Origin of the sequence: Chryseobacterium sp. SG20098 (assembly GCF_031844745.1) — a bacterium.
In the GTDB taxonomy this organism is placed as follows: domain Bacteria; phylum Bacteroidota; class Bacteroidia; order Flavobacteriales; family Weeksellaceae; genus Chryseobacterium; species Chryseobacterium cucumeris.
In genome coordinates, this window is sequence record NZ_CP134622.1 from 3,996,759 (window position 1) to 4,022,605 (window position 25,847).

The following is a 25,847-nucleotide window of genomic DNA, read 5'->3' on the forward strand; positions in this document are numbered from 1 at the left end:
TAACAATTATGCTTTTCTAAATTTACAATTTTGCTTACAACCATGCTTTAGGAATGGTGTAAACTTTAGGAGTTTCTTTTTTAGGAAGTATTGGTTTTAATTTTTGTTTTTGCTGGATTTCTTTTTGCTTTTGTGCATTCAGAATTCTCATACGTTCTGCAATTTCTTCACTTTTTTGCTTGTTTTCAGCAGTATTTAATGAACTTAACCACTGTTCATAATCTTCTGGTGGCATTACACTAAATCCTGATTGGTCAATTTTATCAAATTCATTATTAATTTCTTGAAGCTGATCTACTAAATTTGGATAATTTCGGATGTTTTGTAATTCTTGTTTGTCTTCATAATTAATTCCTAGCCTTTTACAGGCTTCCTGAAAACGGATTTGATTAGTATTACTTTTCCATAAAGTAGCATTGATATTGTTAGGATTAAGTTCTAATGCTTTATTTAAAACCTGTCCTACAAATTCATCATATCCAAATTTGTGAATATAACCGCTTGCTAAATCAACAAATGTTTGCGATAAAACTTCTTTCTTACTTAAATTCTGCATATACAGTTTATTCTGTAATGCTTCAGATTTGATGTAACCAGAATTAAGGACAAAGGAATTTGCTGAAAACATTCCGTTAGTAAGTTCTAAACTTAGCATTTCTCCCGAATCATCCATGTATCGAATGTAAGAGTGATTCGGAGACATTACTAAAAAGGCTTCCGCTCCGATTTGCTCCGCTAAAATCAGATATAGCAATGGCATTGAATGGCATTGACCAGTATTTGATTTCATGAGCTTTGAAACAAACATTTTGGAGTAGTCATTTATACCCATATAATCCTCAAAATCATACTTCATCGCTTTATGGACTATTTTTCCGTTCTGCTTAGTATTTTCAGCAAAATATTGAAATATGGCTAAATTCTTTGAGCTGTTATCAGTCTCATCAATCTTTTTACTGCTGATTTGATTCTGAATAATTTTTACAGCTTTCTGAATGCCACTTTGAAATGTACTTTGGAAGTTTTTATCATTATTGTAGTAAGCATTTTCAACAATAAAAACCGCATCCGCTATTGAATAATCTTCAGGGTTGAATTTTGAAAGATTATTAAAGGCTGAATAATATGCCTTTGTTCCTTCTTTATTGGCTAATGAGTTAAGTAAATATATTTTTGATTCCTGCTTCTGAACTTCATCAGAATATATTTGTTGTTTTTTTACTTTTTCTTCTGTTTCATTTCTTTTCAAATCATTTTGAACCATCATCATATTTTGTTGATGTACTCTGGAAGCATTTGAATTTGAAAATGATGAAGGTAAGGCTGGAATATTTTGATTCTTTTGGGAATTGAAGTTCTTATCAGAATAATTCTGAAAAGTATTAGGATTAGGCTGTTCTCTTGTAGGTAAATTAGGAATCTGTGAGAATCCTAACAGGCTTAAAGGTAAGAGAATGGAACTAAAATAAATTTTTTGCACTGCATGTAGTGTTTGGTTTACAATTTAAGGATTTTTTTATTTCCCTGTAATGTGGGAAACCGTAATTGTTTGACAAATATATTTAGGAGAAACGACAAAACATGACGTATTAGTTTTAATTCTCACCATATAATTTATTGTGACTTTGAACCTGTTGTAAACTTTTTATTTTCGCTGTTATAAAATTCAAGGACATCATTATTCAAAATAAAATATTCTCCTTGGCTTACATCTTCTTTATAGTTATATCTTATCCCATTTTTAGAACTTACTTTTTCAACCTCGTTATCCATAGATTCCCTATCTTTAAAAGTCGTTTTTATAAATGTTTTTCCGTTATGTTCGTAAATAGTATATAGAGAGAATGTATAATCTTTTTCGTTAAAAATTCCAATAATATTGCCTTGAACTTTTTGAGCTTCATTTAACATTTGATTATCTTCTGTACTAGTAGAACGATTAATTGCAATCTCCAGTTCAGGGTCAAAATGACTTGTTGCCCAAGCCATAAGAGTGTTCTCATTGTCCTTTAAATTGTAAAAGATGTAAAAACGTCTTTGCTTGTCTTTGGTATTGTAAAGTTCTTCAGCTAAGGTTGCCAATTGCCCTTCTGTTAGTTTTTGATTAATTTCTACCTCCAATTGATTTTTTTCAATATTAGGATTGCTTTCATCCTTGATAATTCTGTATTCAAAATTATTTGGGAGGTCTTCTTTTGTATAGTTTGCGATAGTGGCACTTGAACTACCTCCGAAAATGAATTTTGCAAGAAAAAAAATTAAGACAGTGAAAATAAGGAGAACAAAAATTACTGCTTTGTTTGGCTTTGAGTTGGTCGGTTTGCTTACGGTTGGAATGTTTTGTTTTTCCATTTTGCATATTATTTATATCCATAATGTCCCGAATTAGATGTTAATATAAATAATCAGCGTGGGACATTTCCTATTAGTAAGCAACGTCCGACCAAGAACGCATACACAAAATAAGAAAGCCCACGCCTTTACGTGTGCAAATCTTATTCTTTGTGTAATAGTTTTAACTTGGTCGGTTTAGCTTACGAGAATAAGTACGCTTGTATGTTATTTTTTTATTTATTTCATATTGCAAATATATAGTAATTATGTCAAAGGCAATAAATTTTTAGTAGCTGTAAGGGTCTTTTGAACGTCTGCACTACATTGCCACTGTGTTGTACGTATTACTTTGCTGTAATAACAACTGGCGAAAACATCAATCGAGTACCCTGCCTACTTGATTTCTTCATTCTAGATTTAAGTCTTATGTGCGTATCTGTGTTTGATGCACTAAATGCCCGTCTATCTTCATGTAAGTATCCTCTTATAAGAGAGTGTATTTGGTATACTGATGTGCGAACTCTATGTCTTTATGTATTATCGTGGGAGATGTCTATGTCTTTAGAGCGTCATACAGACTTTGTTTTCTCTTGCCGTATAATTCTTATGCCTTGTCGTTGCCTTGCTGTCAGTCTGTATGTCCTAATGTCTGTGCAGTAGTATTAACATTATAAATGAAAGTTTCTCATGTGACTGATAAGTTACTGTAAGCAGAAAATTAAGACCGTGCAGTACGTTGCGCACTGCTATTTATTTATGCTTAACACAAATTTTAATTTTTGTTATAAAATTTGTTATTAGCTATTGCCTACCAAGAATAGGATTTAGCTTATCTCTTAATTCATTCTCAATTATTGGCATTATAATATTATAGTTTTTGACATCTATTTGGATGGTACTTAACCGAAATGTATTATTATGTAGATTTTTTCTTTCTAATAATTTTAATGAAAATGTTGTTTGATTTAGCTTTTTAAAAAAATGCTCTCCTAATCTATTCCTAATATTTTTACTTTTCCCAATATACAATGGAATCCATTCTTCTAATTCTGTATGACATTTAATTCTTTTCTTTTTGAGGTTAGGAGTAAAGCATTTCTCAAAAAATCTTTCTTCCCCTAACCAAATGCTTTCAAAATCATTTATCCATTCCGTAAAATTATTATGAATAAAATTATTTTTTATTTCTAATAAATATATACCAGCATAATTTATTTTTCTAAATTTATTCTCAGTAATACTGGTATTTAGATTAAATTCTTCAAAAATTTCAAAATTAATATTTTTGGAAAATTTTTTAACTTCATCATGAAGTAATGAAAATTCACTATCAATAATATCCCAATCCATAATACTTAAAAAATTTTCGTACTATTTCTTGTTTCCTCGTAAGCTTCAATAAATGAATCATATTTTTTTAAATCTGATAAGTATGGAGCTTTTAAAAATCCTAAATGCTTATTAGAGTCGTCACCAATAATCTCATCAAAACAATCAATTAATTTATTTTTTGTCTTTCTATGCTTTTCTCTAACATCATCCATCCAAGAAATAGCATTAGTAACAATTTGTCCAAAATATCTTTGCTCGATTTCATATATCTCATCCCATGATTGTATTTGTTCTTTATATGTCTTATCGCACTCTATAGATATTTTTAAATCAGAATTGGTCGGCACATCATCTCTTTTTACTTTTGTAAGAAATTTGATTAGATTTTTAGAATTCAATTTAATACTAAAGGTAATTTCAGGGTGAATAGAGTTAAAAGGATAAAAAACTTTTTTATTTTTTGCTAAAATATCTTTACTTGATTTAGCACCAGAATTGCAACGTGTACAAAGTGGGAATAAATTATTGAAATTGATTACCGAAAAAGGATAATGTTTTAAGGGTAAATAATGGTCAAAGGCAGAATGCCCTTTGTCATATATAGTTTCTATATTTCCATACCCACAACATGGGCAAAATTTAAAGTCATTGTCATAAATCAAATCATCATAATAACTTTTTTTACTTCCATATTCCCTTTCTATGTCAACCCATTTTAAAAGCTTATCATATAGTTCTTTGAAAAAGTCAATAGTAAGAGTAGATATCTTTGAGCTTAAAAGAGTTAAAGGCTTTCTATGCTTAGGATTGTTGCAGAGCTTTTCTATTTCATTATTACAATTAAAAACTTCCAGAAAAGTATCTTTTTCATCCTGTGTTAAGTCCTTAAACTTTTTATAAATTTCATTAACCTGTTTTTTAAACCAATCTGAGTTTTTATTTTCATAAAGCTTTAATAGTGTAGAATTGACCTTAAGTTTAGTTTTTATTGTTTGTTTATCTGCTTTACAAAAAACATCTTCTACAAGTATTTTAATTAAATCTTGTACCTCAAATATTTTATGGTCAATCTTTTTATAAACTCGAAGCATTTATTTCTTTTTAAGCTCATTTAACTTAGTAAATAAAAGAATTTTTTCCATAGAATCTCCTAAGTCTGAAGTTCGGCGTTTGTATTCTATGACTTGTTCTTCTGACAACTTTCTTTTTCTCTTAATTTCTTCTTCTATATCATAAATTATCTTAGCAGAAAAATCACCAATTGTATTATTCCTATTAAATATATTTTCCATTATTATATCCACAGATGTTCCGAAAGTTCTAAAATTTTTAATATAAGCACTTTCGGGCTGTTTATCTTTTTCAAAAACAATTACTTTATCAGGAAAACAATCGGAAATAATAAATGGCGAATGAGAAGTAAGGACAATATCCTTATACATGTAGTTGTCATTACTTGCTTCTAATGTCCTTCTTAAAATATCAATAAATTTAGATCGCCAACCAGGATTAAAATGTGTTTCAGGTTCATCTAAAAGCAATAATGATCTTTTCTTTTGTAACATTAAACAAATTCCTAAAGTATGTAGAAATTGTTGCTCTCCATCAGAAAGTTGTCTTAATAGAAGATTCATTTCTTTTTCCTTTTCAACTTTCTTTATGTAATAATGTGTAAAATAAAAAAAATGGCTATAAGAAGGTCGTTTATAGTCTGTATAAAATCCTTTAGAATTATACACTTCATATTTATAATCATTCTCTTCTACACGCTCATTTAAAGAATGTAAAATCTGAAAAATACTAAAAAATGAGTATGGATCTTTAAATTTATCTTTAATAAGTCTTTTAGTATTTTTATCAACTAAAAAACTGTATGCTGTATAATCTTCTTTCTCATATTTACATGTAGCACAATCATTGAGTTTATCTATTTGCTCTTGTAAATAATCTAAAATTTTACCGATATATTTTTTCTTATCTTCTTTTTTTAATATGGTTTCAACTTCCATTAATTTATCACTTGTTGCTTCGCTTACTAATGCTTGCCAATGATTATTAAGGTTAATAGTAAATTGTTGAATTCCAGCAATATTCATTTCTTCTTTTAGTATATCTAAAACATCCTTTTTTATATTATTACCAAATTCAAAAAATAATAAAATAGTTAACAGTACCGCTTGACTCATTTCGTAATCTATATACAAAAGACTACTTTTAGGTTTTTTAAATACTGCTTTGTCTTTTAAATCTTTTAGATATTGGTCATATTGGAACAATTTCATTTTCACATAAGGTAAACTAATTGTTTCATTTTCCCCGATGAATACGCAACAATTAAATCGGGTAGATAAGATTTACCAAAAGACTTAGTGATAACTTCGAATTCTCCCTCATTTACTTTCATTTCAGGAGCTTTATCATATTCTTTTTTTATATAAATATGATCTAAATCATTAATACTATTATTATTCTCTTGGATTATATAATATTCTAATTCAAACTCATTAGGATCACTTTCTTTTGCATCATAAGCAAATACAGGATAGTCATTTACAATACATTCTAAATGATAAAAAATATTAGATAGCACTTCAAGTACATTTGATTTTCCACTACCATTAAGCCCGGCAAAACAAAACGGATGAAAACTATTCAAACTTTCATCTTTTATGGGGTCTCTAAAATTAATTTCAAAATCTTCAATAAGACTGCGAAATTTATCTCGTATTTTAAGTCGTATTAATTTCATTTTACTTGAAGTATAATCTTATCATTAACTAATTTTTGTTCTATTTCATTTTCTAATATTAAATCAAATAGCTTATTTTTAGTTTCAAAATAATCATCATCATTATCAAATTTATTTCCGTCAAAAAGCTCTAATAGATATTGTAATCTTTTTACATTACCTCTTAAATCTGCAACTTCTAATCTTTTTATAAGGTCTTTAAAAATAGATTGTTCATCAACCTCTGCATCAGAATTAAAAGCATTTTGCAGGACAGCTTGGAAAAGATTCTGTAATGTATCTAAAGACAATTCAAGACTCTTTTTTAATCCTTGTAAGTAGTTAAATTTATTTTCAAATTCATTTTGGCTTTTTAAAGGAGGACTAATAATAGATATTTTTTTAATTTCTGTTAAGCTCAAATTATCTCTATTCCCACCCTTACTAATACTTCTCAAATACTGATAGGAACATTTGAGCGTGAAAAATAAAAAAGTGTTCGAATACCCGATACCATTAATAACTGCACAAGCTTGATTTGCAGAAGCTTCAACCCCTAATAGTGCAACTTTCCCTCTCGTTGAGCCTTGACCATACATAGCTAAAAGAACAGAGCCTTTAGGATAGATTTTTGCAGTAGTCTTTTCAAGAGCTACTTGACTAATTTTCTCTTCAGTAGAATAAATAATCTCCTTATTAATATCGGTTGATTTTACCCAAGGTATTTCACCCTCAAAGTAAACATCTTTCTTACGGCTTGGTGTTATTCCCGATGTTATTTTGAACTTTTTTGAGGATAATTTAACCCTTGGATGATGATGTGGGTTTACAATAGGATCACCAAACATTTCAAAATAAATCGATTCCATTAACTTATTTAACAATTCAATAGTTTCAATCCGTTTATTGATAAGCTCTCGGATAGTATCTAATTGTGTGACAATAGCATATTGTTTGCTATGTTCAGGTAGAAAAATTTCTTCTTGAAAATATTTTTCTATTTTTAAGTTGAACAAACCTGTAGTTTGATTTTGATATTTTAATACATTACCTCTTTTATACAAATATTTTAAATAATAAAAAATATATTTTGGGGCAGCAATACTTTTATTAACTCTTAGTGTTTGAGTAAAATTATTAGATAAGTAGATTTTATCATCTGGATTCTTGAAAAAAGCAACTCGACCAACAGGAGTACCGATACCTCCTCCTGATTTCTCAATAATAATATCTTCGTTTAATAATTTTTTATTCTCAATTTTTTTTGAGTCAACTTCTTTTTTACTTGTTCCATCTGCAAATTTTATTATTTTTCCTTTATCATCCTTTGCGTCTTTTTGAACTAAACGGGTAACTAAAGTTGAAAAATCAATACTACCATCATTGTTAAAATTGGCAGTTCTAATTATAGACACACCTTCCCCCATAGGATCATCATCTCCCCATTCTCCAGATATTTTATCAGAAAAAACACTATGCAAATTAGTTTTCATTAATCGAAATATTTAATTTACTTAAGCCTTCATTGATTTCATTCTCTAAATTCAATAACCTAGATAACAGCTCCTTAGGAGGTTCATAAGTCTGTTCCTCAAAAACAAAATCTTTATACAAATTGTAATTTAGTTCAAAATCATTTTCTTCTATTTCTTTTATCGGTACATAAAAGTGTCGTTGTAACCTGTCTATTTGAGGGTTATTTTTATTATTTCTGGTATCAAATTGTTTTATAGTTTCAGGCAAAGGGAATTCATTTTTTATTTTCTTACGGCTATTATCAAGTGTATAACCATCTGAATCCATTCCATAAAACCAAACTTTTTCAGTATTATAATCTGTACTTTCAAATTGTTTTTTTGTAAATAGCAAAATAGAAGTTTTAACTGCTGTATAAGGGTTAAATACACCACTAGGTAAAGATATCACGGCTTCTAAGTTACAGTCTTTTAATAAAATCTCTCTAACTTTCTTATATACAGTTCCTGAATTAAATAACACTCCTTCAGGAACAATTACAGCTCCCTTTCCATCTTTTTTTAGCATATAAATTATACGTTCCAGAAACAAAAGTTCAGTTTGTAATGTTTGAGCTTTTTTAGCATCTGGATTAATTGTATAAATTCGGTTTAAGTTTTTACTAATAGTTTTAGCATTCACTTTAGCAGCAAAAGGTGGATTTGCAAGAATATAGTCAAATTCTTCCGCCCCCCATTTAGGATTAAAACCTTTGGGTGGAGTATCTGTATGTATCACAGACCCCTTAATTTCGCCTATAATACTATGAAGATTAATTTTATCTAAATTTAGCATTTGGAAATATTGTTCATATTCATTAGATAAAGTATTCAAATTTATAATCTGAGGCTTAGAAATTCCATGCATCATCATATTCATCATCCCTATACGTACCATTGTTGCATCAATATCAAAACCATAAAAAGTATTTTCAGTAAGTCTTTTTTTATCAACTTTGCTAAGATTATCCCCGTCTAAGCCTTTTTCAAGTTGATTTTCTTCATCCAATTCTTTATGTTTAGATTTTTCCTTGAGAATATATTGATAACTGCCTACTAAGAAACCTGAACTACCACTTGTAACATCACATATTCTAGTGTTCTTGTCCTCTATACTTGGCTTTATTAACTCTGCCATCATTTGAATAATATGGCGAGGAGTACGAAATTGCCCATTTTTTCCAGCTTCATTTGTTGCTTTTAAGAGATATTCGTAAACATCACCTTGTATGTCTTGAAAATGCTGGTTTTCTTTTTCTTCTTTTTCAATTTCTACATATATGTCATCAACAATTTTTATCGCATCCTCTAGTAAAGTTGCATTATTAATTCCAAATTGTGCTTTTTTCATCTCTACAGCGAAAGGCTCTCCTTCATTTGCTAAATCATTCTGTATAAAGTTGAATGTTTCTAATATTCTTTCTTTAAGGTTTTCATCTTTAAGGCTATGATAATCACTCCATTTATATTTTACATTAACTTGAGGATGAAATTTTTCTAATCTTTTCATAAAAAGCAAATATGAAATATTTTCTATTGCTGTTATAGGATTAGATAATCCTCCTCCCCAAAGTCTATCCCACAGAAGTTGTATTTTATTTTTTATAGTTGAATTAAGCATTATTTTTCTTTTCTAAAGATTTAACGAATATACAATATATTCGAATAATTAAACCTTTTCTATAAATGCAAAAAGAATCAAATTTCATTACTTTTTAACCATTAATTTATATAGAAATTTATCATTTCCTATAAAAGGATTTTTGTAAAGTTTAAAACCCTTTTAATAGTAAAAGATCTATTTCTTTTTCAAAATCTGTTATTCCTGATTCTCTAACTAATTTAACTTTTTTCATTATAGATTTTGTAGACTTAAATTGTGTATTGTTATTTAGATAATTTTATAATTAATTTTCTTTCTTTTTAAAAAAGTTGCTCTACAAAATCTACAAATTTGCTTTTGTAGAGAATTTGAATTCTGTACATCCATTGAGACGTCTATCAGAGAATTCATAATTCTTATATTCAGCATAAATTTTGACTTGTTTTAAATTCCCTAAGCCTAATTCTTTAACTGAATAATATGTCTCTAATTCGTCACATTTGTTTTCGAGGATTGAAAATACATTATCATCAATTTCTACCCTTAATTTTTTTAGTCTAAGTTCATTGTTAAATTCATATTGTTTCAATCCTTCCCTTAAAAATTCTTTTATACAATTCACCATAAAAGTATCAAATCTATTCCATTCTGTTTCATCCCAATCATTAAAAAACAAATGTTTAAATTCTTGAAAAGGTGCATATAGATCACTAAAATAGTTATTGAAAAAAATGGTGAATTTCCTTCTGTTATGGCTGCTTGAGTCACCATTAATATTATGGTTTGTTGTAATTACAATCTTTGGCGATAATTCAAAAGGTATCGTAAAACTTGGTTTGTTTTTCTTTTCAATGGTCATGTCATTTGTGGTGACATTGAAGAGCTGTTCAAAATTAAAATTTCTTTTTACATCATCTAAAAATAATATATTAGTATCAATATTAACATCCTGATAAGCAAATCTATTATTAGAAAGATCTAAATTTTTACCGTTTTGAGTGGCTACATTCATAAGCTGTGCTATTGCTTTTACAAAAATTCCCTTTCCTGTTCCTCCGTTAGGTTGGTTTTCAGCTTCGGTATTCTCATCACTTATAATAATAACTTTCGTTAAAGAAGGATTTTTGTATTTGTGAAGTAAATATCCATTTGCTGAAATTACACTCTTAAAATGCAATTCATTATTAGTGATTTTTTTGAGAAATAACTCAATAACACTTATCTCATTATTCCTTATAAAGCCCCTGTTTATTATAGATTTCTTCCAGATAAAGCCATTGAGAGAAGCTGTTTCAGAATAATTGCGAAGCTTTATCTCATCCTTAGAAATTTCTAAAAATAAATTGCTGTAAAAAATGTAACAGATAGTTTTGTTGTCTCTTAGAGGTAATAGATTCGTTTCTGTTAAACTCCCTAAAATAACCTTTTTTCTAATAATTAATTGTTCTCCTTGGTTATAAAAGTCGTTGGTTAAAATTTGATTATTTTGAATCTCTACAAATCTTAAGCAATAGTTAAAAGTATCTTGTGGTGTTACTTCTTTTGCGATATTATTGATAATTAGCAACAGCTTCTCTGAATCAACTAATTTATATCTGCAGAATCCATTTAATTCTAAAAATTTTTTTAGTTCCGCAGCATTAAAAACATACTTATTGCCAGTAAGAGCTTTCTTCCAAAAAATATGCTTAATCATGATCTAGCGGATAGTTTTGTTAGGCATTCCATGATTTCTGAACGTTTATAATATCTGCGGCTAGAAATTCCATAAGTAATTATTTTACCGCTCTTTTGCCACTTCCATAATGTTACAGAAGAGATTTTAAGTAATTCTAATACCTGCTTTCTTGTTAGAGGTTCTTCAGAACTTTCGGTTTCTTTAGTTTGATTTGCTTGGAGGTTAGATAATTCTTCTCGAATTATGTCTCTAAGTTCTGTTTTAGAAATTTCTTGAATTTGTAGGACTTTTGTCTCCATAATTTTTATCATTTAAATTATGGTACAAACCTATCTGTATATTATCTGTACAATTGGCTGTACAGTACGAATAAAGTACGAGATTAATTAATTGAGAATAATACCATTTTCATTACATTGCTTTTTGAACTTTTCTGAAATAGTTATGTTTTTTTCTTTACAATATGATATCACTGTATTTAATTCCTTATTAGCATTAGGTCTTAGAAAAATAGATTTATTTTGGTTTTCTTTTTCAACCTTACCGAGTGAGCAAGAGATCCATGTTCTGTATGAGTCAATTTTAATTCTTCCGCTTTTAAATAATGTTCCTGCAATTTGTTCGTGACTTAATTTTTCCTTTATTAGATCATATATTTTACCATTGGCAAATTGAAATCCTACCTCAAACCAAGTTTTTTTTATAAAACTGTTCTGTGTTTTTGTACTTTCTGGAGTCACAGAAATTGCCAAATCATTTTTAGTAAGTTTGTTTAAAAATTCAGACACGAACTCAGCATTGAATTCTTTAGGATCAATAAAACTATGTTTATATTCAAAAATTTCTTGTTCTTGCCATTCAAATAATTTCCAATAATCACTTTTGTATTCAGAGTTTTCCAAATAATCAAAGAAAAGCCTGTAAAGTTCATGCAACTGTTTTATTAGAATAGGTTTCTCAATTATTGTACACTTATCAATATCAAGCAATATTATTGTTTCGTTGATTTGTATATAGAGTTTAGAGTATTTTGCGTTCACATATAGAAAGCCTTCATCTTCTCCATAATCTAATGCTGGGTTATTTTTATGGTACAAAACTTCTTTTTCAAATTTTTCTTCAAAATTTGTTATAAGATTTTTATTCTCCTTAATTATGAAGTTGCAATTTTGTGACATATTTATATTAAAAATAATCAGCTAAACTTAATGCTTGATCCCTTTGTGTTTTTTGTATATATGCTAAGAACATTTTTTCAGAACTGTGTCCTGTAGCACTCATAATTAAACTTGTTGGGGTATTTCCAAACCTGTTAGTGGCAAAACTTCGTCTCCCAACATGGCTTGTTATTAATTCCCATTTTTCAAATATACCGCTTTCTGTTCTTTTACTTCCATCTTCATTTATTACAATTTTGCTTCCACTTACTTTTTCAACAAATTTTGCCTCTTTACAAACATCTTTTATATAATCATTATATTTTTGAGAACTTATATGACGAGGGAAACTTCCATGTCTTTTGTCTAAAATTTCAAGAATTGTTTTGTGTAACGGTAATGTTACATGTGTTTTGGTTTTTACTTGAGTAAATTCTATAATAGTAATTTCTTCTTTTCTTGTGTTTTTTGTTTTACTGATCATGGACACATTAAATCTCATAAAATCAGAAACTCTTTGTCCACATAGACAGCTAATCACAAGCCAATCTTTTGCGTTATCTAAATGTTCGGGTAAATTTTCAAGCATATAAATCTTTTGAATTTCATCATCATTCAAATAAACAAAGGGAGTTCTGTCAACTTTCAGTTTCCAGTTTAAGACTTCTTTATTTATGGTTTTACCTTTGTTATCTGCATATCTCAAAAGAGTTTTAATATTTGTTAAATCTCTGCTAACGGTATTGATATTGTAGTCAGTAAATACTTTTTGATATTTTACTCTAAAATTGTCATTTATTTCATTCAGTAATATTAAACCACCTTTAGAGAATTCATTTTTCCTTGCAATAATTTTATTTTTTAAAGTGATAAACTTTTTGGAAGTACCATATTTCAAATTAGTATTCATCCTTAAATAGTAGTCTATGAACTCTATTAAAGTGTTTGGTATTTCGTCTTCATTATTAGGGTTGTGAAAATCATTAACAATATCTTCAAGCCACTTTTTACTTGCTTGTTCAGGGGATATATGATTAAAACAACTCAAAATATAATTTTCTAATCTATCCAGGCTATTAGATAATTCAGTTCTTTTATTAAGTGCTTCGGGATCTCTTAAACGTGGCGCATTGTGCTGTTTCTCCCAATAAAATTTGCCACTTAAATCCGAATTGATAAGTAATTCTTCTCTACTGTATATCATTATATCTGAATTTGCATCGATTGTATAGTCTTTTGAGTTATGTCTAAACCTTAGACGAACTGTAATAGGAGCATTTTCTTTAGTAGAGCGATAGTAATATTTAATTGCAGCCATATCAGTAATTATTTATTTTTGTACTGTAAATGTACGGTAAGTCTTAATTTGTACAAAATTAGATTTGCTTAATTAAAATTTTATTTAATATAAGTAACTGATATGTTGTAATTTGTGTTTTGTTTAGATTGATTTAGATTTGTATGGTTTAATATGTGTGTAGTTCCGTCTTCGCTACAATAAACCGCAATCATTGAATTATGATTGCGGTTTTTACTTTTAAAAGAATTATTATTTTATCTTATAATTCTTTCACATGAATTTTATTTTTTCACGGTTTCATTCTTTTGATGGAATATTAAGGGAATAATTATACTTTTTCAGCTTCATTATAATGTTCGGCTAATTTTCATAATCAAGTAACATTATGATATTCCCTGTATTCGTTATTTTCTTGTCTTTTTTTGAATGATTATGTTTTTTGCGATAAAACCCCTTTGCTTAGATAGATTGTGGCTAGAATAGGCTGTTTAAATGAATGACATTGATTGAGCTTCTGCAAAACATTATCAGTCGACTGGGAAATTTAAAAAATACATAATAAAACCCCGTTTTACAATTTGAAAAACGGGGTTAATTTTTTAGTGAAAGGTTCATTAAACCTGATATCCAAGTAACTTTCTGATTTGATAGAAGAATCTTTCAATCAGTCGCAGATCCTGTGTTACAATTTCTGCACTGCCTCTAAGCTCTTTATCGAATGTAAGTGTTTTGTTGTAGCTGGTTTTTAATCCTTTCGGTAAAATTACATCTACATAATAATTTCCTTTGTCATCAGGAATAAGTGATATATTCTGTACCTTTCCTTCGATGATACCGTATTCCTGGAATCGGTAATTGTCCAGTTTAATAAGTACTTTCTCACCAGGAGTTATTTTTCCTGAATTTGTGGTAGGGACTGACATTCTGCCCACTAACTGCTCTTTATTTTTAGGAAGAATAGAAAGGATGGGTTCTCCTACCTTTACAAACTGATTCTCTCCAAAGAACTGTTGGAAACTGGCAACCCCATCAGTGGATGAAATCACAAGATAATTCAGTTCCCACTGTTTTAAAGATTTTCTCAGCTGTTCAAGAAGCTGTAGAGTTTGTGAAGAGTATGTAATTCTGTCTTTTTCTGTATTAATGGCAGTTCCGCTTTTGGTCTTATTCAGATTGGAAATTCCTTCATCCATTTGGGATATGGAGATTTTAATATTCTCAAGGTTTTGCTGAGCCTGAAGATATTTGATTTTTTCATTTTCAAGTTCCATGGCTGAAATAACCCCTTGGTTGAATAGCTCCTGAGATCTGTTGAAGTTTTTCTTTGTCAGATCATATTTTATAGATTCCAGGTTCTTCTGCTGTTTCAAGGTAGCAATTCTTATTTTGTATTCTGAAATGCTCTGATTGGCGGCCAGGTTTTCTGGTGCATAAGGTTGTAGTCTTGTAAAAAGAGCTTCATCCTGAAATGCTTTTGCGAAACTGTTATATTCTCCCTGCAATTCACCCAGCTTAAATCTTGAAGCCTGGGCGATAGGGAAGGTATATAATTTATCAGGTGTGATAGAGTCTACCAGTTTTTTAAGCTCTAAAATGTCTTTGTAGTTAGCTGCAGACTGCATCACCATAAGAACATCATTCTTTTTAACTTCCTGATGATCTTTTATGAATATTTTCTCAATTTTGGAACTGGTTCGTGCTTCTATTTTCTCAGGAGGATTCTTAGAAGTTACAATAATGGGAGCCGGTACAAATTCCGGGTATTTTATAATGTAGCTCATTAAGAGAATTAACAGGAGGATAATAAATATCACTGTATTTCCCCAGCGGATCATCCAATGTGGTGGCTGGGTAAGAATATCCTGTACGCTCTCTGAGCGAAGTTCAATATTTTCTAAAACGTCTTCTTTCATTGTTCTGAGGTAAAAGTTCCCCCAATATTTCAGGGGGAATATAATTTAAATAATTGGGCAGTTCCCATCATACCAAGATGGTGGCGAAGTGTCTGCATCCGGTGGGCATTCAAAATGCTTGATACGGCATGGTACCCAGCTGCCAAGACACCAGGATCCACAACAGTTGTTGTCCGGAATAATTACTCCTCCACTTACTAATGTCAAATCTCTTCTCGAAAGTTTTTTAAGATTTTTCATGATTAATTAATTTTATTTTTCCTACTCTATAAGCTTTTCGGATTCCGCTGTATTTTTCTTATGATTAATTGCCTAATTCAAGCTGATTTCTTACAAGTCTGTAATATTCTCCCCTTAAATCTACCAGATCGGCATGGCTTCCTTCTTCAACTACTTTTCCTTGATCCAGTACAATGATTTTATCAGCATGTCTTACCGTTGAAAGTCTGTGGGCAATCACTACTGCTGTTTTGCCCTTAAAGAACTGTTCAAGATTTTCCATAATCACTTTCTCATTATTAGCATCTAATGCAGAGGTAGCTTCATCAAATAAAATATATTCTGGAGATTTGTAAACAGCTCTTGCAATGAAAAGTCTCTGCTTCTGACCACCACTGACACCAACTCCTTCATTTCCGATCTTTGTATTATAACTTAATGGAAGGCTTTCAATAAAATCTTTAATATTGGCTATCTCTACGGCACGTCTAAGTTTTTGTTTATCTATATGATCTTCACCTACAGCAATATTATTGGCGATAGTATCATTGAATACATATCCTTCCTGCATTACAACTCCACAATGATCTCTCCAGTATCTTGGGGAAATATTTTTCATATTGGTATTTCCGATTCTGATTTCACCCTGGTCCGGATCATAAAATTTCATCAACAGTTTCAATAAAGTAGTTTTTCCACTTCCGCTGGCTCCCACAATAGCTGTGGTCTGTTGATAAGGAATCGTAAGGTTTAAGTTTTCAAAAACCGGAACGTCAGAGCCAATATACCTGAATGACATATCTTTTATTTCGATATCTTGCTTCGGAACATCTGTGACGTACTGCTCATTTTTATCTTCTTCATCATCTTTATCATGGATTTCTCCTAATCTTTCAAGGGAAATTTTAGCATCCTGAGTTTGTTTGATAAAGTCGATAAGCTGAAGAAGCGGGCTGTTTAACTGTCCAATAATGTACTGAACAGAAAGCATCATCCCCAAAGTAAGATTTCCACTTAAAACAAGTTTAGCAGAAAGGAAACTCACCAGTATATCTTTCATCTGATTGATAAAGTTTCCTCCAACAGACTGCCATTGTTCTAATGAAAGAGATTTTATTCGGATCTTAAACAGTTTTACCTGAAGAAATTCCCAGTCCCATCTTTTTTGCTTCTCTGCATTATGCATTTTGATTTCCTGCATACCGTTGATAAGCTCAATTACTTTACTTTGTTCCTGAGATACCTGAGAGAATCTTTTATAATCAAGCTCTTTTCTCTTTTTGAGGAAAAAACTGATCCAGCCAATATATAATACGGCCCCTACAAGATAAACGATGAAAAGTCTGTAATCGTAAAATAATAATACAATACTAAAAATAATAAGGTTGACCAATGAGAATAATGTATTCAGCGAAGAGCTTGTAAGAAGCTGCTCAATTCTGTGGTGGTCATTAATTCTCTGCATGATATCTCCTGTCATTCTGGTATCAAAGAAACTTATCGGAAGTTTCATTAATTTGATAAAGAAATCGGAAATGATCGAAATATTGATCCTTGCTGAGAGGTGAAGAAGAATCCAGCTTCGGATTGTCTCAATTCCCATTCTTCCCAGGAATAGCATAATTTGGGCAAGTAGAACTACATAGATAAAATTAATATCCTGATTCTGGATCCCGACGTCTACAATACTTTGGGTAAGAAACGGGAATATAAGGGAAAGTAAACTTCCACCTAAAAGTCCAATAGCCAATTGTATAACAAGTGTTTTATACTTAAAAAGATATTTGGACAAGAATGTAAAGCTTGCCTTACTCTCTTCAGCATCAAACTCTGTCTGAAAGAATGCAGGAGTAGTTTCAAGAATCAGTACAATTCCTTCTTCTGTATTTTCGTTGGCATTTTCTCCAATCCAGGACTTGATGAATTCTTCTCTGGTATAAGTAATCAATCCATAGCTGGGATCCGAAATATATACTTTGTTATTTTTGTCGATTTTATATACAACAACAAAATGGTTTTTATTCCAGTGTGCTACACATGGAAAAGGAACTTCTTCTGTTAGGGTATTGAAATCGATCTGGACACCCATTGAACGGAATCCAAGATTTTCCGCGGCATCGCTCAGCCCAAGAAGGCTGCTTCCTTCCCGTGTTGTTTCGGAAAGGTTACGAATCTGCTGCAGAGATATACTTTTACCATAATACTTACTGACGATTCTCAGGCATGTAGGGCCACAATCTTTGGTATCTGGTTGCTTATAAAAAGGAAACTTTTTTTTCAAAACTACTACTCATTATAAAATGCCGTCAATAAATGACGACATTTTTGCTTTAATTCAATTATAATTCAATGAAATGGTAAACTGGAAATAGTCCCATTGATCACCGTTTTTCTACTCTTTTACATCTTTTCAGATGGTTATTTTGTTTTTCCTAAGATAGTGAAATTTTTAAATGAATGAGATTTATTTACTAGATCTCATCATCCTCTATTAATTCATCAATAAAGAATAAAATATCTTCACGATCATACTTGTCTGGAAACTGATATCCATTGATGATAAAGATAGGAGTGAAGCTTAATCCTGCGTTACTGTTTTCTATGGACATCTCTACTAATGGATTCAGATTTTCTGATGTTACCTTTCCTCCGGAGAGCACATTGATTTTGCTTTCATCCTTAGTTTCAAACCATTCTTCTACAGCATGTAGAAATTCTTTTTCGGGCTTGTTATGATAGATATGAGTTAAATCTGAAATAAGCTGAGTGTATTTTTCTGGAGCTCTGTCTGGGCTGTAATTGAATCTCATCTGTAGTGAAATATTCTCCGGATATTTTTCCAAAAGTCCTTCCACAAGCTTATGTGCATCTTTACAGAAACCACAATATGGGTTGGAAACGATAGAAATACGAAGCTTGGCATCTTTTTTTCCAACTGCAAAAGTTTCAGTATCCTGGAATTCTATTTTTGGATTTTGCTCCATCTGGTTTTTGAAAAGTTCATAGTTTCTCTTGAATCTGAGATTTTTTGCATTCGATTTTTGAAGAGCTTCTTTTTGTTCAAGAAGAGTGTTGAAATAGATAACTGCAGAAAATACAAGAGCCCAAAGAATAACAGTCAATAAAAGAGCTCCCACACTGAAAGACAGATTCTCAAAAAATAAACTGCTGATTACAATTTGTCCAACCAGAATTGAAATAATCAAAAGACATACTCTACAAAATGTTTTTTCTACAAATGCCTGGATGTATAAAGAATATCCAATGGCAATTACAGAAACGAATGTGAAACCTTTTACGATATACGCTGTTGCCGGTAAGAACAGACCTAGTACGGCAAGTCCTGCAAAATAAATCAGAGAAAAATCTGCAAATTTTAAGCCCAGAATACTGGTTTTATCCTGTTTGATGATCTTATCACACGAGTTGGCTGTCTGACTTGCTGCAGCACCTCCGCCTCCACATATACTTCCAATGACAGTAGAGGTATTCCCGAATTTCTGATTGAAAATTTCCAGGGAAATATAAACTCCTGCTAAGGAAAGTACATTAAATAGAGCTTCGTAAATGGTTTGGCTAATAAAAGAATAGGCAAGAACAGTTGCAAAAATAATATAAAGAACCGGTTTGAAATTGAAAGCCAGTTTACTTTCTGCATTTTCTGTTTTCTCAAACAACAGTACAAAATCTGTTGATTTATTATAAAGTTCTTCTTTACCGAAGGTTTTTGCTTTTTCTGAATATACAGAATAATTGCTTCCTGCCTTTTTTACCAGGGAAAATGAATTCTCAACAATCGCAATAAATTCTTCCGGAAGTTCATCCCAATATTCTTTGTCAAGTTCGTAAGCGTCATTTTTTACTCCCATAAAGTTGAGTGTATCACTAAATGCCAGTGCAGATGGATAATTGGGATGGGAATTGAACTGGAAAATAAATTCCTGTTTATCGAGTTTTAGATGGTTAATTAGTTTGTCAAAAATCATATTAATATTTTTATCTAAAATACACAGATGTTTTAAATATACAAAAAAAAATCTCCTTTATTAGTGAGATATAAACGGATGTTGGTAGATTTTATTTGATCTTCAGTATTTTATTTTCTTGAATCCGGAAATGGAAAGCAGATTTTGTAATATGGCTTTTGTATTATTTCTTTGTGTAGTTGATGTTTTTAGTATTTTAAACGGTAACATTTTACGAAGGTAAGATCCATTTCCCACACGCAGGTATTCTAAAGTTTTCATGGTTAAGTGTACATTAAATGTTGCCTGTGGGAAGTAAAGGATCTTTTTAAAACAAAGTATTTCGTGTTTTTACCTGAGGCAAAGATGCATTCATAACGCTGGGAATGCAAGAAAGGGATGTCGGAATTGATAAATTTTGGGATGTTTATTAGCGGGTTTTTAATAAAGTATTAAATTAATGTTTTGATTTTTAATACTTTATATTTTCTGTCATGAAAATGTATTAAAAACTAAAAAAGTGTAATATTGTGCCTTTAAAAGAATATATGCGCAAGGCTTTTTTTATGTTTCTGTTGATGTTTGCTGAGAATTTCTGCTTTTCTCAAAGCATTAGTGGATTTCATATACCGGATTCATTACAAAATAAAAATGCTGACCAATTACAGAAGGCTTATGATAGGACCTTTCGTATCGATAATAATAAAGCAGAATTCTATGCCAATGTTATTTTAAGTAAAGGTAAAAAGCAGAAAAATAATGATCTGATCTATGACGGCTATTACAAACTGGCTCACAGTAAAGGTTTAAAATCGGAAAACGGACATCCTTACGCGGATACACTTATCAGGATTACCCAGTATGTGAATACCAGGGATTACCCTGCGAAGGCTCATATTATTAAAGGTATCCTGTTCAATTATGAATCCAGATACGGGGAGGCCTTAGATCAATATGTTCAGGCAAAAAAATTAGCTGGTAAAAAGAACCCGGATCAGTTTTTTTATGTGAAAAAACTGGTTGGTATTTTAAAATCGGCAACGGGTGAAGATCAAGAAGCTCTTCCTCTGTTTTTGGAATATTACCAGTATGAGAAGGAAAAAATGCATACTGATAAGAGAGATGTAAAAAGCTATATCGGATCTATTTTTTCTGTAGCAAACAGCTATAACAAAAACAAGCAATATAATAATGCCTTGCCTTACATCCATTTGGGAATTGAAGAATGTAAAAAATTTAATGACTATACCCATCATCCTTATCTGATCTCTTCCTTAGGAATAGCTAATTATTACTTGAAAAACTATAAGGAATCTTATAATAATCATTTGTTGGCTGAGCAAAAATTCAAAAAAAACAATGATGACTGGAACCTTGGGATTACTTATTATTTTCTAGGTAAAATCAATGGTGATCTTCACAAGGAAACTGAAGCAGTGCGTTATTTCACAAAATCAGATTCTATCTTTTCAGTGTCTAAAAAGTTTGATCCGTTTATGAGAAACGGATATGAGTTTTTAATTGATTATTACAAGAAAAAAGGAGATAAGGAAAATCAGCTGAAATTCATTAATAAACTGGTGGCGACGGATAGCTTTCTTACTAGTAGTAAGCAGTATTTGTCCAAAGAGATTTATAAAAAATATGACACACCGGCTCTGCTGGAAGAAAAAGAAAGACTTATTGATGAATTGAACAATAAAAACTCTACCCTTTATTTTGTTTTGTGTGGTGGTGTTTTAGTATTAGGTGCTTTATTCTTTTTACTTATCCGGAACAGACGAAATGCAGAACACTATAAAAAGCAGGCGGACCACCTTTTAGAAAAATCAAGATTAATGGAAGTTTCTGCTGTAAAGATTGATCAGCTCGCAGAGAAAACAAAAGAGCAAAAGGCTAAAAATATTCTCCCGGACAAACAGCTGCAGGATATAAAAGTGAAACTGGAGGTATTTGAACTAAATAAAGATTTTTTACGTAAGAATATAACGGTAGACAGTCTGGCTAAAGATTTTAATTCAAACAGAGATTATCTGTCAAAGTCAGTGAATGAGCTTAAGGCAAAGAACTTTTCACAATATCTGAATGAATTGAGAATTAATTATATTGTAGAAGAGCTCAGTCATAACGAGAAAATACGAAAATATACCATTGCAGCTATAGCTGATAGTATAGGTTATAATAATTCGGAATCGTTTTCCAATGCATTTAGAAAAATTACAGGAACACTGCCTTCCTATTATATAAAACTATTACAGAAACAGAGAGTAAATTAAGTAGTCTACAGAAAAATGTGTACGATATTGATCAATTTTGGTAGACCTGTTTTCTTTAAATCGTCTAAAAGCATTTGTTTTGCCTACTAAAATATATAATAATAAAGTACACAGTATGGGAAGTTGTATGGCTAAAGAGCTTTTTTTAACAAAGATAGTGTTATTGAGTCTGGTATTGTTTTCAATGAGTTTTCATTCTCAGCAGTATTATTTTAAATCTAATCCAAATATAGAGGGAAGTTTTTTTTATAACGAGATCAAAAAACTTAATAAAGAAGTTTTAAGAGATTATAAGGACAAAGACAAAGCTATATTTAACGACAACATATTCCGGCTGCATATCCTTGATGGAGATTATCAGAAAGGGATTTATTATTTAAATGAAATTAAAAATAATCCGGATTATGCCAATCTTGACTACAGAGAAATTATCGGACTTTCATTTGAACTGTATGCATTGTCAAAATCAGTCCCGGGGCCAACTCCTTATAATGAAAAATACAGAAAAGTTTTTGAACAAAAAATTAATGCCCTGCCAGAGAAAACGAAAATGTATGTTAGCAGTTTCTTCAGGTCTACAGAAAAGGATCTAAAAGACAAAGTAATAAATGCCCTGAAAAAAAGCATAAAGAATGACAGCATTTCTCTGGCTGATGCCGTAAAACTGTGCAGGCTGTATACTTCGTACCTTGTCGTAAAAGAAACAAATCCTGTTGTGCTTCCTTTCATCAAAAAAACAGAACAGCAGCAGTTTGAAATTAAAGATAGTATTGTCATTAAAAGCAATAAAGGGAATGAGATTTCTTTACAGATGATCAGGTATAAAGGATCTGAGGCCAAGGTTCCTACCATATTGAATTTTGGTATTTACAGAGGAAGAAAAATTGATTACGCTGAAAAGTTAAATGCCATGAAAGGCTACGTTATTGTATATGCTACCAGCAGGGGAGTGTACTTAAGTAAAGACAATCTTGCACCATTTGAATTTGAAACGGAAGATGTTAATGAAGTCATAGACTGGATTATTAAACAATCATGGAGTGACGGAAAAGTAGGAATGGCCGGAGGAAGCTATAACGGATTCAGTCAATGGGCTGCTGTTAAAAACATGCATCCAGCCTTGAAAACAATTGTTCCGTCAGCATCCGTAGGTTTTGGAATAGATTTTCCGATGGAAAATAATGTCTTTAATACTTATATGGTCAGATGGCTGGAGTATGTTTCCAGAAGCCGTTATGTAGATTATGATGATTCTGATACATTAAAATGGCAGAGCCTTGTTAACAAGATGTATACAAATGGTACGGCATTTAAAGATCTGGATAGTCTTAATGGAAATAAGAATGTTTTTTTTCAGAAATGGGTGCAGCATCCATCGTTTGATACATTCTGGACTTCTAAAATACCTTATAAAAGAGACTTTGCAAAAGTCAATATTCCGGTTTTGACATTTACCGGATATTATGATGATGACCAGAGGGGTGCCTTTTATTACTACAATGAACATTATAAGTATAACAAAAATGCTGATCATTATTTAGTTATTGGTCCTTACGATCATTACGGAGCGCAGGGTTCTATTAAAAATAACCTGAGAGGATATACCATAGATCCGGCTGCCAATATTAATCACAATACCTTATCCTATGAATGGTTTGATTATATTTTGAAAGGAAAGAAAAAGCCGGGGTTCTTAAAAGGAAAAGTAAATTACCAGGTGATGGGAACCAATCAATGGAAAAGCGCTGCAAATATTGATGAAATAAGTAATAAAAAATTAAAACTGTTTCTCAGCAGATCAAAACTGCAGGAAGTAAAACCGGCTTTAGATAATACCTTACAGACGATCAGTTTCACAAATAGGAAAGATACGTTGCAAAATTTCGACAGGTATAAAATAATGGATATGGCAATTGATCCCGCTGTTTTAAAAGATAAACTTGTTTTTGAAAGTGATGCATTGCAGGATCCTGTGGAGATCAATGGCAGTTTCACCGGAAATCTGAAAGTTACCATCAATAAAAAAGATATTGATGTTAGAATAATCCTCTATGAGCTAACTTCTAAAGGGGAATATATTCAGCTTTCTAGCTACTTAGGGCGGGCAAGTTATGCAAAAAATAAGGAGAAAAGACAGTTGCTTGTTCCGGGCAAAATATCTGAGATTCCTGTTAATAATACCTATTTCGTCAGTAAAAAAATAGAAAAGGGCAGTAAGCTGATTATTGTTTTGGGGGTCAATACATCTCCCTTCGAACAGATGAATTACGGAACCGAAAAAGATGTTAGCCTCGAAACAATGGCTGATGCTAAAGAGCCTTTGGAGATCAAATGGTATAATGACAGTTATGTGGAAATTCCTATTTTGAGACAATAAACGGAATAGATTTAAAAATGAATGGATTTTTATATCAGAATATCCGTTGATTTTGAAGTTCAGATTTTTAGAAATATCATATAAAATACTGAGGATAACTCCAACTTTAAAACATAGAAAATAAAGCTGAGAAATAATATTTTTTATTTAAACAAATGTTTTATTTTGTTATTATTTTATAGCTTGTAATGGGTTTTGCCCTTGTTTTGTTTATTAAATTTCGCTATTCTATGTAATTTGTAACAAACAGAAATGAACTCAAAAAAACTTAAAAAATCATAAAGTTTTCATAAAGTTTTAAAAAAGGAGGGAAATGTTTTTGTATTTATAAAATATGTAGTACTTTTACATCGCCTTGAATGAGGGAACAAGTCAAGGTAATAAATTTTTTTTCATCATTTGTGTTTTTAGAATCGTATCGCCTGATACGATTCTTTTTTTATTTATGATTCATAATTTAAGAGCAGATCAATAAAGTAAGAATAGGTAACTGAGCCTTCTTGTTGATTACTTTTCAGAAACAGGTTATTGGTAAATCCAAAGAAGTCATCCAACCATCCCTGATGCTGAAAAACAAAACTTTTTTCATAAGCACGGTCTCTTTTCATAGCTGGAGAGTACTGATGAAGAATATTCTTTACAAAGTGTGGGTCTTCCTCCACAATGAACCTTAAAAGACTTTTTAAAGTGAAAAATTCAGTACTGTATCTCAACTCCTGATTATCGGAATGAATGCCTATTAAATACCCTACGAAATTAGCTTCCTGCTCTCTGGCAAAACCCAGTTGATGAGAACTTTCGTGAGCTGTTGTAAAGGGAATGAATGTGTGAGGTAATTCACTGTTAAACTGAGCTTCAGCAGTAAAAGGATTATAGTATCCCAGAATTCCTGTAAAGTTCATTACTTTTTTGAATAAACTGGGCTTGATATCCAGAAGTTGAGGAGCTTTTTTATCTGAAATATAAGAAGGCAGTTTGGTCTGTTGGTACAGGATTTCCTTTTGTATATCCGTAAGGTTGGTGATGATAAAAACACCATTTTTATCCTCATGAACATACTGTCTGGTTTGCTTACATTTTTCAAGATAGATAAGGGCTAATTTTTTTGCCTTATTCATATTGGGCTCCTCCTGACTGGAAAGTTTTTTAATAATTGGAGTCTGGAAATACAGCATTCCCCAGAAGATTTGATAAATAAAATAAAAAACATTTATAATAATAAGAATCCTTATCAGTGAATCATTTCTTCGCTGTTTACTGAATGAAGTAATCAAATAGTATAAAAGAAATATTCCCAATAGAATATAAATCAAATCTCCAACAGAAAACGGAACCCAGCTGAACAGCATCTGATGAAACTCTTTCTGAAGTTCAAAAAAACTTTCAAAAAAAGAAATCATCACTTTGGATTTTGAGAATCCATAAAACAAAAGAAATTGGGCAAGTAATAC

The 25,847-nt window shown here is 30.8% G+C and carries 18 protein-coding genes; 2 read left to right on the plus strand and 16 right to left on the minus strand.

The window, feature by feature from the left end:
* Positions 1-34: 34 nt before the first annotated feature.
* From RHP76_RS18385 to RHP76_RS18455, 15 genes are all read right to left on the minus strand, one after another.
* Complete coding sequence (locus RHP76_RS18385) at positions 35-1,480, minus strand: hypothetical protein (protein ID WP_311228742.1); 1,446 nt, start codon at positions 1,478-1,480, stop codon at positions 35-37.
* 134 nt (positions 1,481-1,614) lie between these two features.
* The gene (locus tag RHP76_RS18390; RefSeq protein WP_311228743.1) at positions 1,615-2,352 is read right to left on the minus strand and encodes a hypothetical protein; all 738 of its coding nucleotides are present in this window, start codon (positions 2,350-2,352) and stop codon (positions 1,615-1,617) included.
* Between the two features lie 783 nt (positions 2,353-3,135).
* Entirely contained in the window at positions 3,136-3,684 is a 549-nt protein-coding gene (locus RHP76_RS18395) for a GIY-YIG nuclease family protein (RefSeq protein ID WP_311228744.1), read from the minus strand.
* 5 nt (positions 3,685-3,689) lie between these two features.
* Positions 3,690-4,757 (minus strand): hypothetical protein, encoded by a 1,068-nt coding sequence (locus RHP76_RS18400; protein WP_311228745.1) that lies wholly within the window; start codon positions 4,755-4,757, stop codon positions 3,690-3,692.
* On the minus strand, positions 4,758-5,948 hold the full coding sequence (locus RHP76_RS18405; protein WP_311228746.1) for a restriction system-associated AAA family ATPase: 1,191 nt from the start codon (positions 5,946-5,948) through the stop codon (positions 4,758-4,760).
* 2 nt (positions 5,949-5,950) lie between these two features.
* On the minus strand, positions 5,951-6,415 hold the full coding sequence (locus RHP76_RS18410; RefSeq protein WP_311228747.1) for a hypothetical protein: 465 nt from the start codon (positions 6,413-6,415) through the stop codon (positions 5,951-5,953).
* The gene (locus RHP76_RS18415) at positions 6,412-7,887 is read right to left on the minus strand and encodes a restriction endonuclease subunit S (RefSeq protein WP_311228748.1); all 1,476 of its coding nucleotides are present in this window, start codon (positions 7,885-7,887) and stop codon (positions 6,412-6,414) included. The genes RHP76_RS18410 and RHP76_RS18415 overlap by 4 nt, the downstream gene beginning before the upstream one ends.
* The gene (locus RHP76_RS18420; protein ID WP_311228749.1) at positions 7,877-9,529 is read right to left on the minus strand and encodes an HsdM family class I SAM-dependent methyltransferase; all 1,653 of its coding nucleotides are present in this window, start codon (positions 9,527-9,529) and stop codon (positions 7,877-7,879) included. The genes RHP76_RS18415 and RHP76_RS18420 overlap by 11 nt, the downstream gene beginning before the upstream one ends.
* 325 nt (positions 9,530-9,854) lie before the next feature.
* Positions 9,855-11,207, minus strand: a complete 1,353-nt coding sequence (locus RHP76_RS18425; RefSeq protein ID WP_311228750.1) for a primase-helicase family protein — start codon at positions 11,205-11,207, stop codon at positions 9,855-9,857.
* A complete protein-coding gene (locus tag RHP76_RS18430) occupies positions 11,204-11,488 on the minus strand; it encodes a helix-turn-helix domain-containing protein (RefSeq protein WP_311228751.1) in 285 nt (94 codons plus the stop codon). Before RHP76_RS18430 ends, RHP76_RS18425 begins: the two co-directional genes overlap by 4 nt.
* 87 nt (positions 11,489-11,575) lie before the next feature.
* Entirely contained in the window at positions 11,576-12,367 is a 792-nt protein-coding gene (locus tag RHP76_RS18435; RefSeq protein ID WP_311228752.1) for a hypothetical protein, read from the minus strand.
* A gap of 7 nt (positions 12,368-12,374) precedes the next feature.
* Complete coding sequence (locus RHP76_RS18440; protein ID WP_311228753.1) at positions 12,375-13,664, minus strand: site-specific integrase; 1,290 nt, start codon at positions 13,662-13,664, stop codon at positions 12,375-12,377.
* A 596-nt stretch (positions 13,665-14,260) separates the two neighbouring features.
* Positions 14,261-15,559 (minus strand): HlyD family secretion protein, encoded by a 1,299-nt coding sequence (locus RHP76_RS18445; protein ID WP_288441333.1) that lies wholly within the window; start codon positions 15,557-15,559, stop codon positions 14,261-14,263.
* Positions 15,560-15,863: 304 nt separating this feature from the next.
* Positions 15,864-18,059, minus strand: coding sequence for a peptidase domain-containing ABC transporter (locus RHP76_RS18450; protein WP_120233591.1), 2,196 nt, complete (start codon positions 18,057-18,059; stop codon positions 15,864-15,866).
* A 190-nt stretch (positions 18,060-18,249) separates the two neighbouring features.
* Positions 18,250-19,764 (minus strand): vitamin K epoxide reductase family protein, encoded by a 1,515-nt coding sequence (locus RHP76_RS18455; RefSeq protein WP_280214229.1) that lies wholly within the window; start codon positions 19,762-19,764, stop codon positions 18,250-18,252.
* 527 nt (positions 19,765-20,291) lie between these two features.
* Here RHP76_RS18455 and RHP76_RS18460 point away from each other — a divergent pair.
* Together RHP76_RS18460 and RHP76_RS18465 are read left to right on the plus strand one after the other, a co-directional pair.
* Complete coding sequence (locus RHP76_RS18460; protein WP_311228754.1) at positions 20,292-22,019, plus strand: helix-turn-helix domain-containing protein; 1,728 nt, start codon at positions 20,292-20,294, stop codon at positions 22,017-22,019.
* A gap of 79 nt (positions 22,020-22,098) precedes the next feature.
* Positions 22,099-24,396 carry a CocE/NonD family hydrolase gene (locus tag RHP76_RS18465; RefSeq protein WP_311228755.1) on the plus strand — a complete coding sequence of 766 codons (2,298 nt, stop codon included), beginning with the start codon at positions 22,099-22,101 and terminating at the stop codon, positions 24,394-24,396.
* A 443-nt stretch (positions 24,397-24,839) separates the two neighbouring features.
* Here RHP76_RS18465 and RHP76_RS18470 read toward each other — a convergent pair whose 3' ends face one another.
* The gene (locus RHP76_RS18470) at positions 24,840-25,799 is read right to left on the minus strand and encodes a DUF3810 domain-containing protein (RefSeq protein WP_311228756.1); all 960 of its coding nucleotides are present in this window, start codon (positions 25,797-25,799) and stop codon (positions 24,840-24,842) included.
* Positions 25,800-25,847: the final 48 nt, after the last annotated feature.

Bases quoted from the DNA above. Each gene is read 5' to 3' on its own strand.
- RHP76_RS18405 (WP_311228746.1), bottom strand. From the start codon at position 5,948: ATGAAATTGTTCCAATATGACCAATATCTAAAAGATTTAAAAGACAAA.
- RHP76_RS18415 (WP_311228748.1), bottom strand. From the start codon at position 7,887: ATGAAAACTAATTTGCATAGTGTTTTTTCTGATAAAATATCTGGAGAA.
- RHP76_RS18435 (WP_311228752.1), bottom strand. From the start codon at position 12,367: ATGTCACAAAATTGCAACTTCATAATTAAGGAGAATAAAAATCTTATA.
- RHP76_RS18400 (WP_311228745.1), bottom strand. From the start codon at position 4,757: ATGCTTCGAGTTTATAAAAAGATTGACCATAAAATATTTGAGGTACAA.
- RHP76_RS18455 (WP_280214229.1), bottom strand. From the start codon at position 19,764: ATGATTTTTGACAAACTAATTAACCATCTAAAACTCGATAAACAGGAA.
- RHP76_RS18425 (WP_311228750.1), bottom strand. From the start codon at position 11,207: ATGATTAAGCATATTTTTTGGAAGAAAGCTCTTACTGGCAATAAGTAT.
- RHP76_RS18460 (WP_311228754.1), top strand. From the start codon at position 20,292: ATGCGCAAGGCTTTTTTTATGTTTCTGTTGATGTTTGCTGAGAATTTC.
- RHP76_RS18440 (WP_311228753.1), bottom strand. From the start codon at position 13,664: ATGGCTGCAATTAAATATTACTATCGCTCTACTAAAGAAAATGCTCCT.
- RHP76_RS18430 (WP_311228751.1), bottom strand. From the start codon at position 11,488: ATGGAGACAAAAGTCCTACAAATTCAAGAAATTTCTAAAACAGAACTT.
- RHP76_RS18410 (WP_311228747.1), bottom strand. From the start codon at position 6,415: ATGAAATTAATACGACTTAAAATACGAGATAAATTTCGCAGTCTTATT.
- RHP76_RS18420 (WP_311228749.1), bottom strand. From the start codon at position 9,529: ATGCTTAATTCAACTATAAAAAATAAAATACAACTTCTGTGGGATAGA.
- RHP76_RS18395 (WP_311228744.1), bottom strand. From the start codon at position 3,684: ATGGATTGGGATATTATTGATAGTGAATTTTCATTACTTCATGATGAA.
- RHP76_RS18445 (WP_288441333.1), bottom strand. From the start codon at position 15,559: ATGAAAGAAGACGTTTTAGAAAATATTGAACTTCGCTCAGAGAGCGTA.
- RHP76_RS18390 (WP_311228743.1), bottom strand. From the start codon at position 2,352: ATGGAAAAACAAAACATTCCAACCGTAAGCAAACCGACCAACTCAAAG.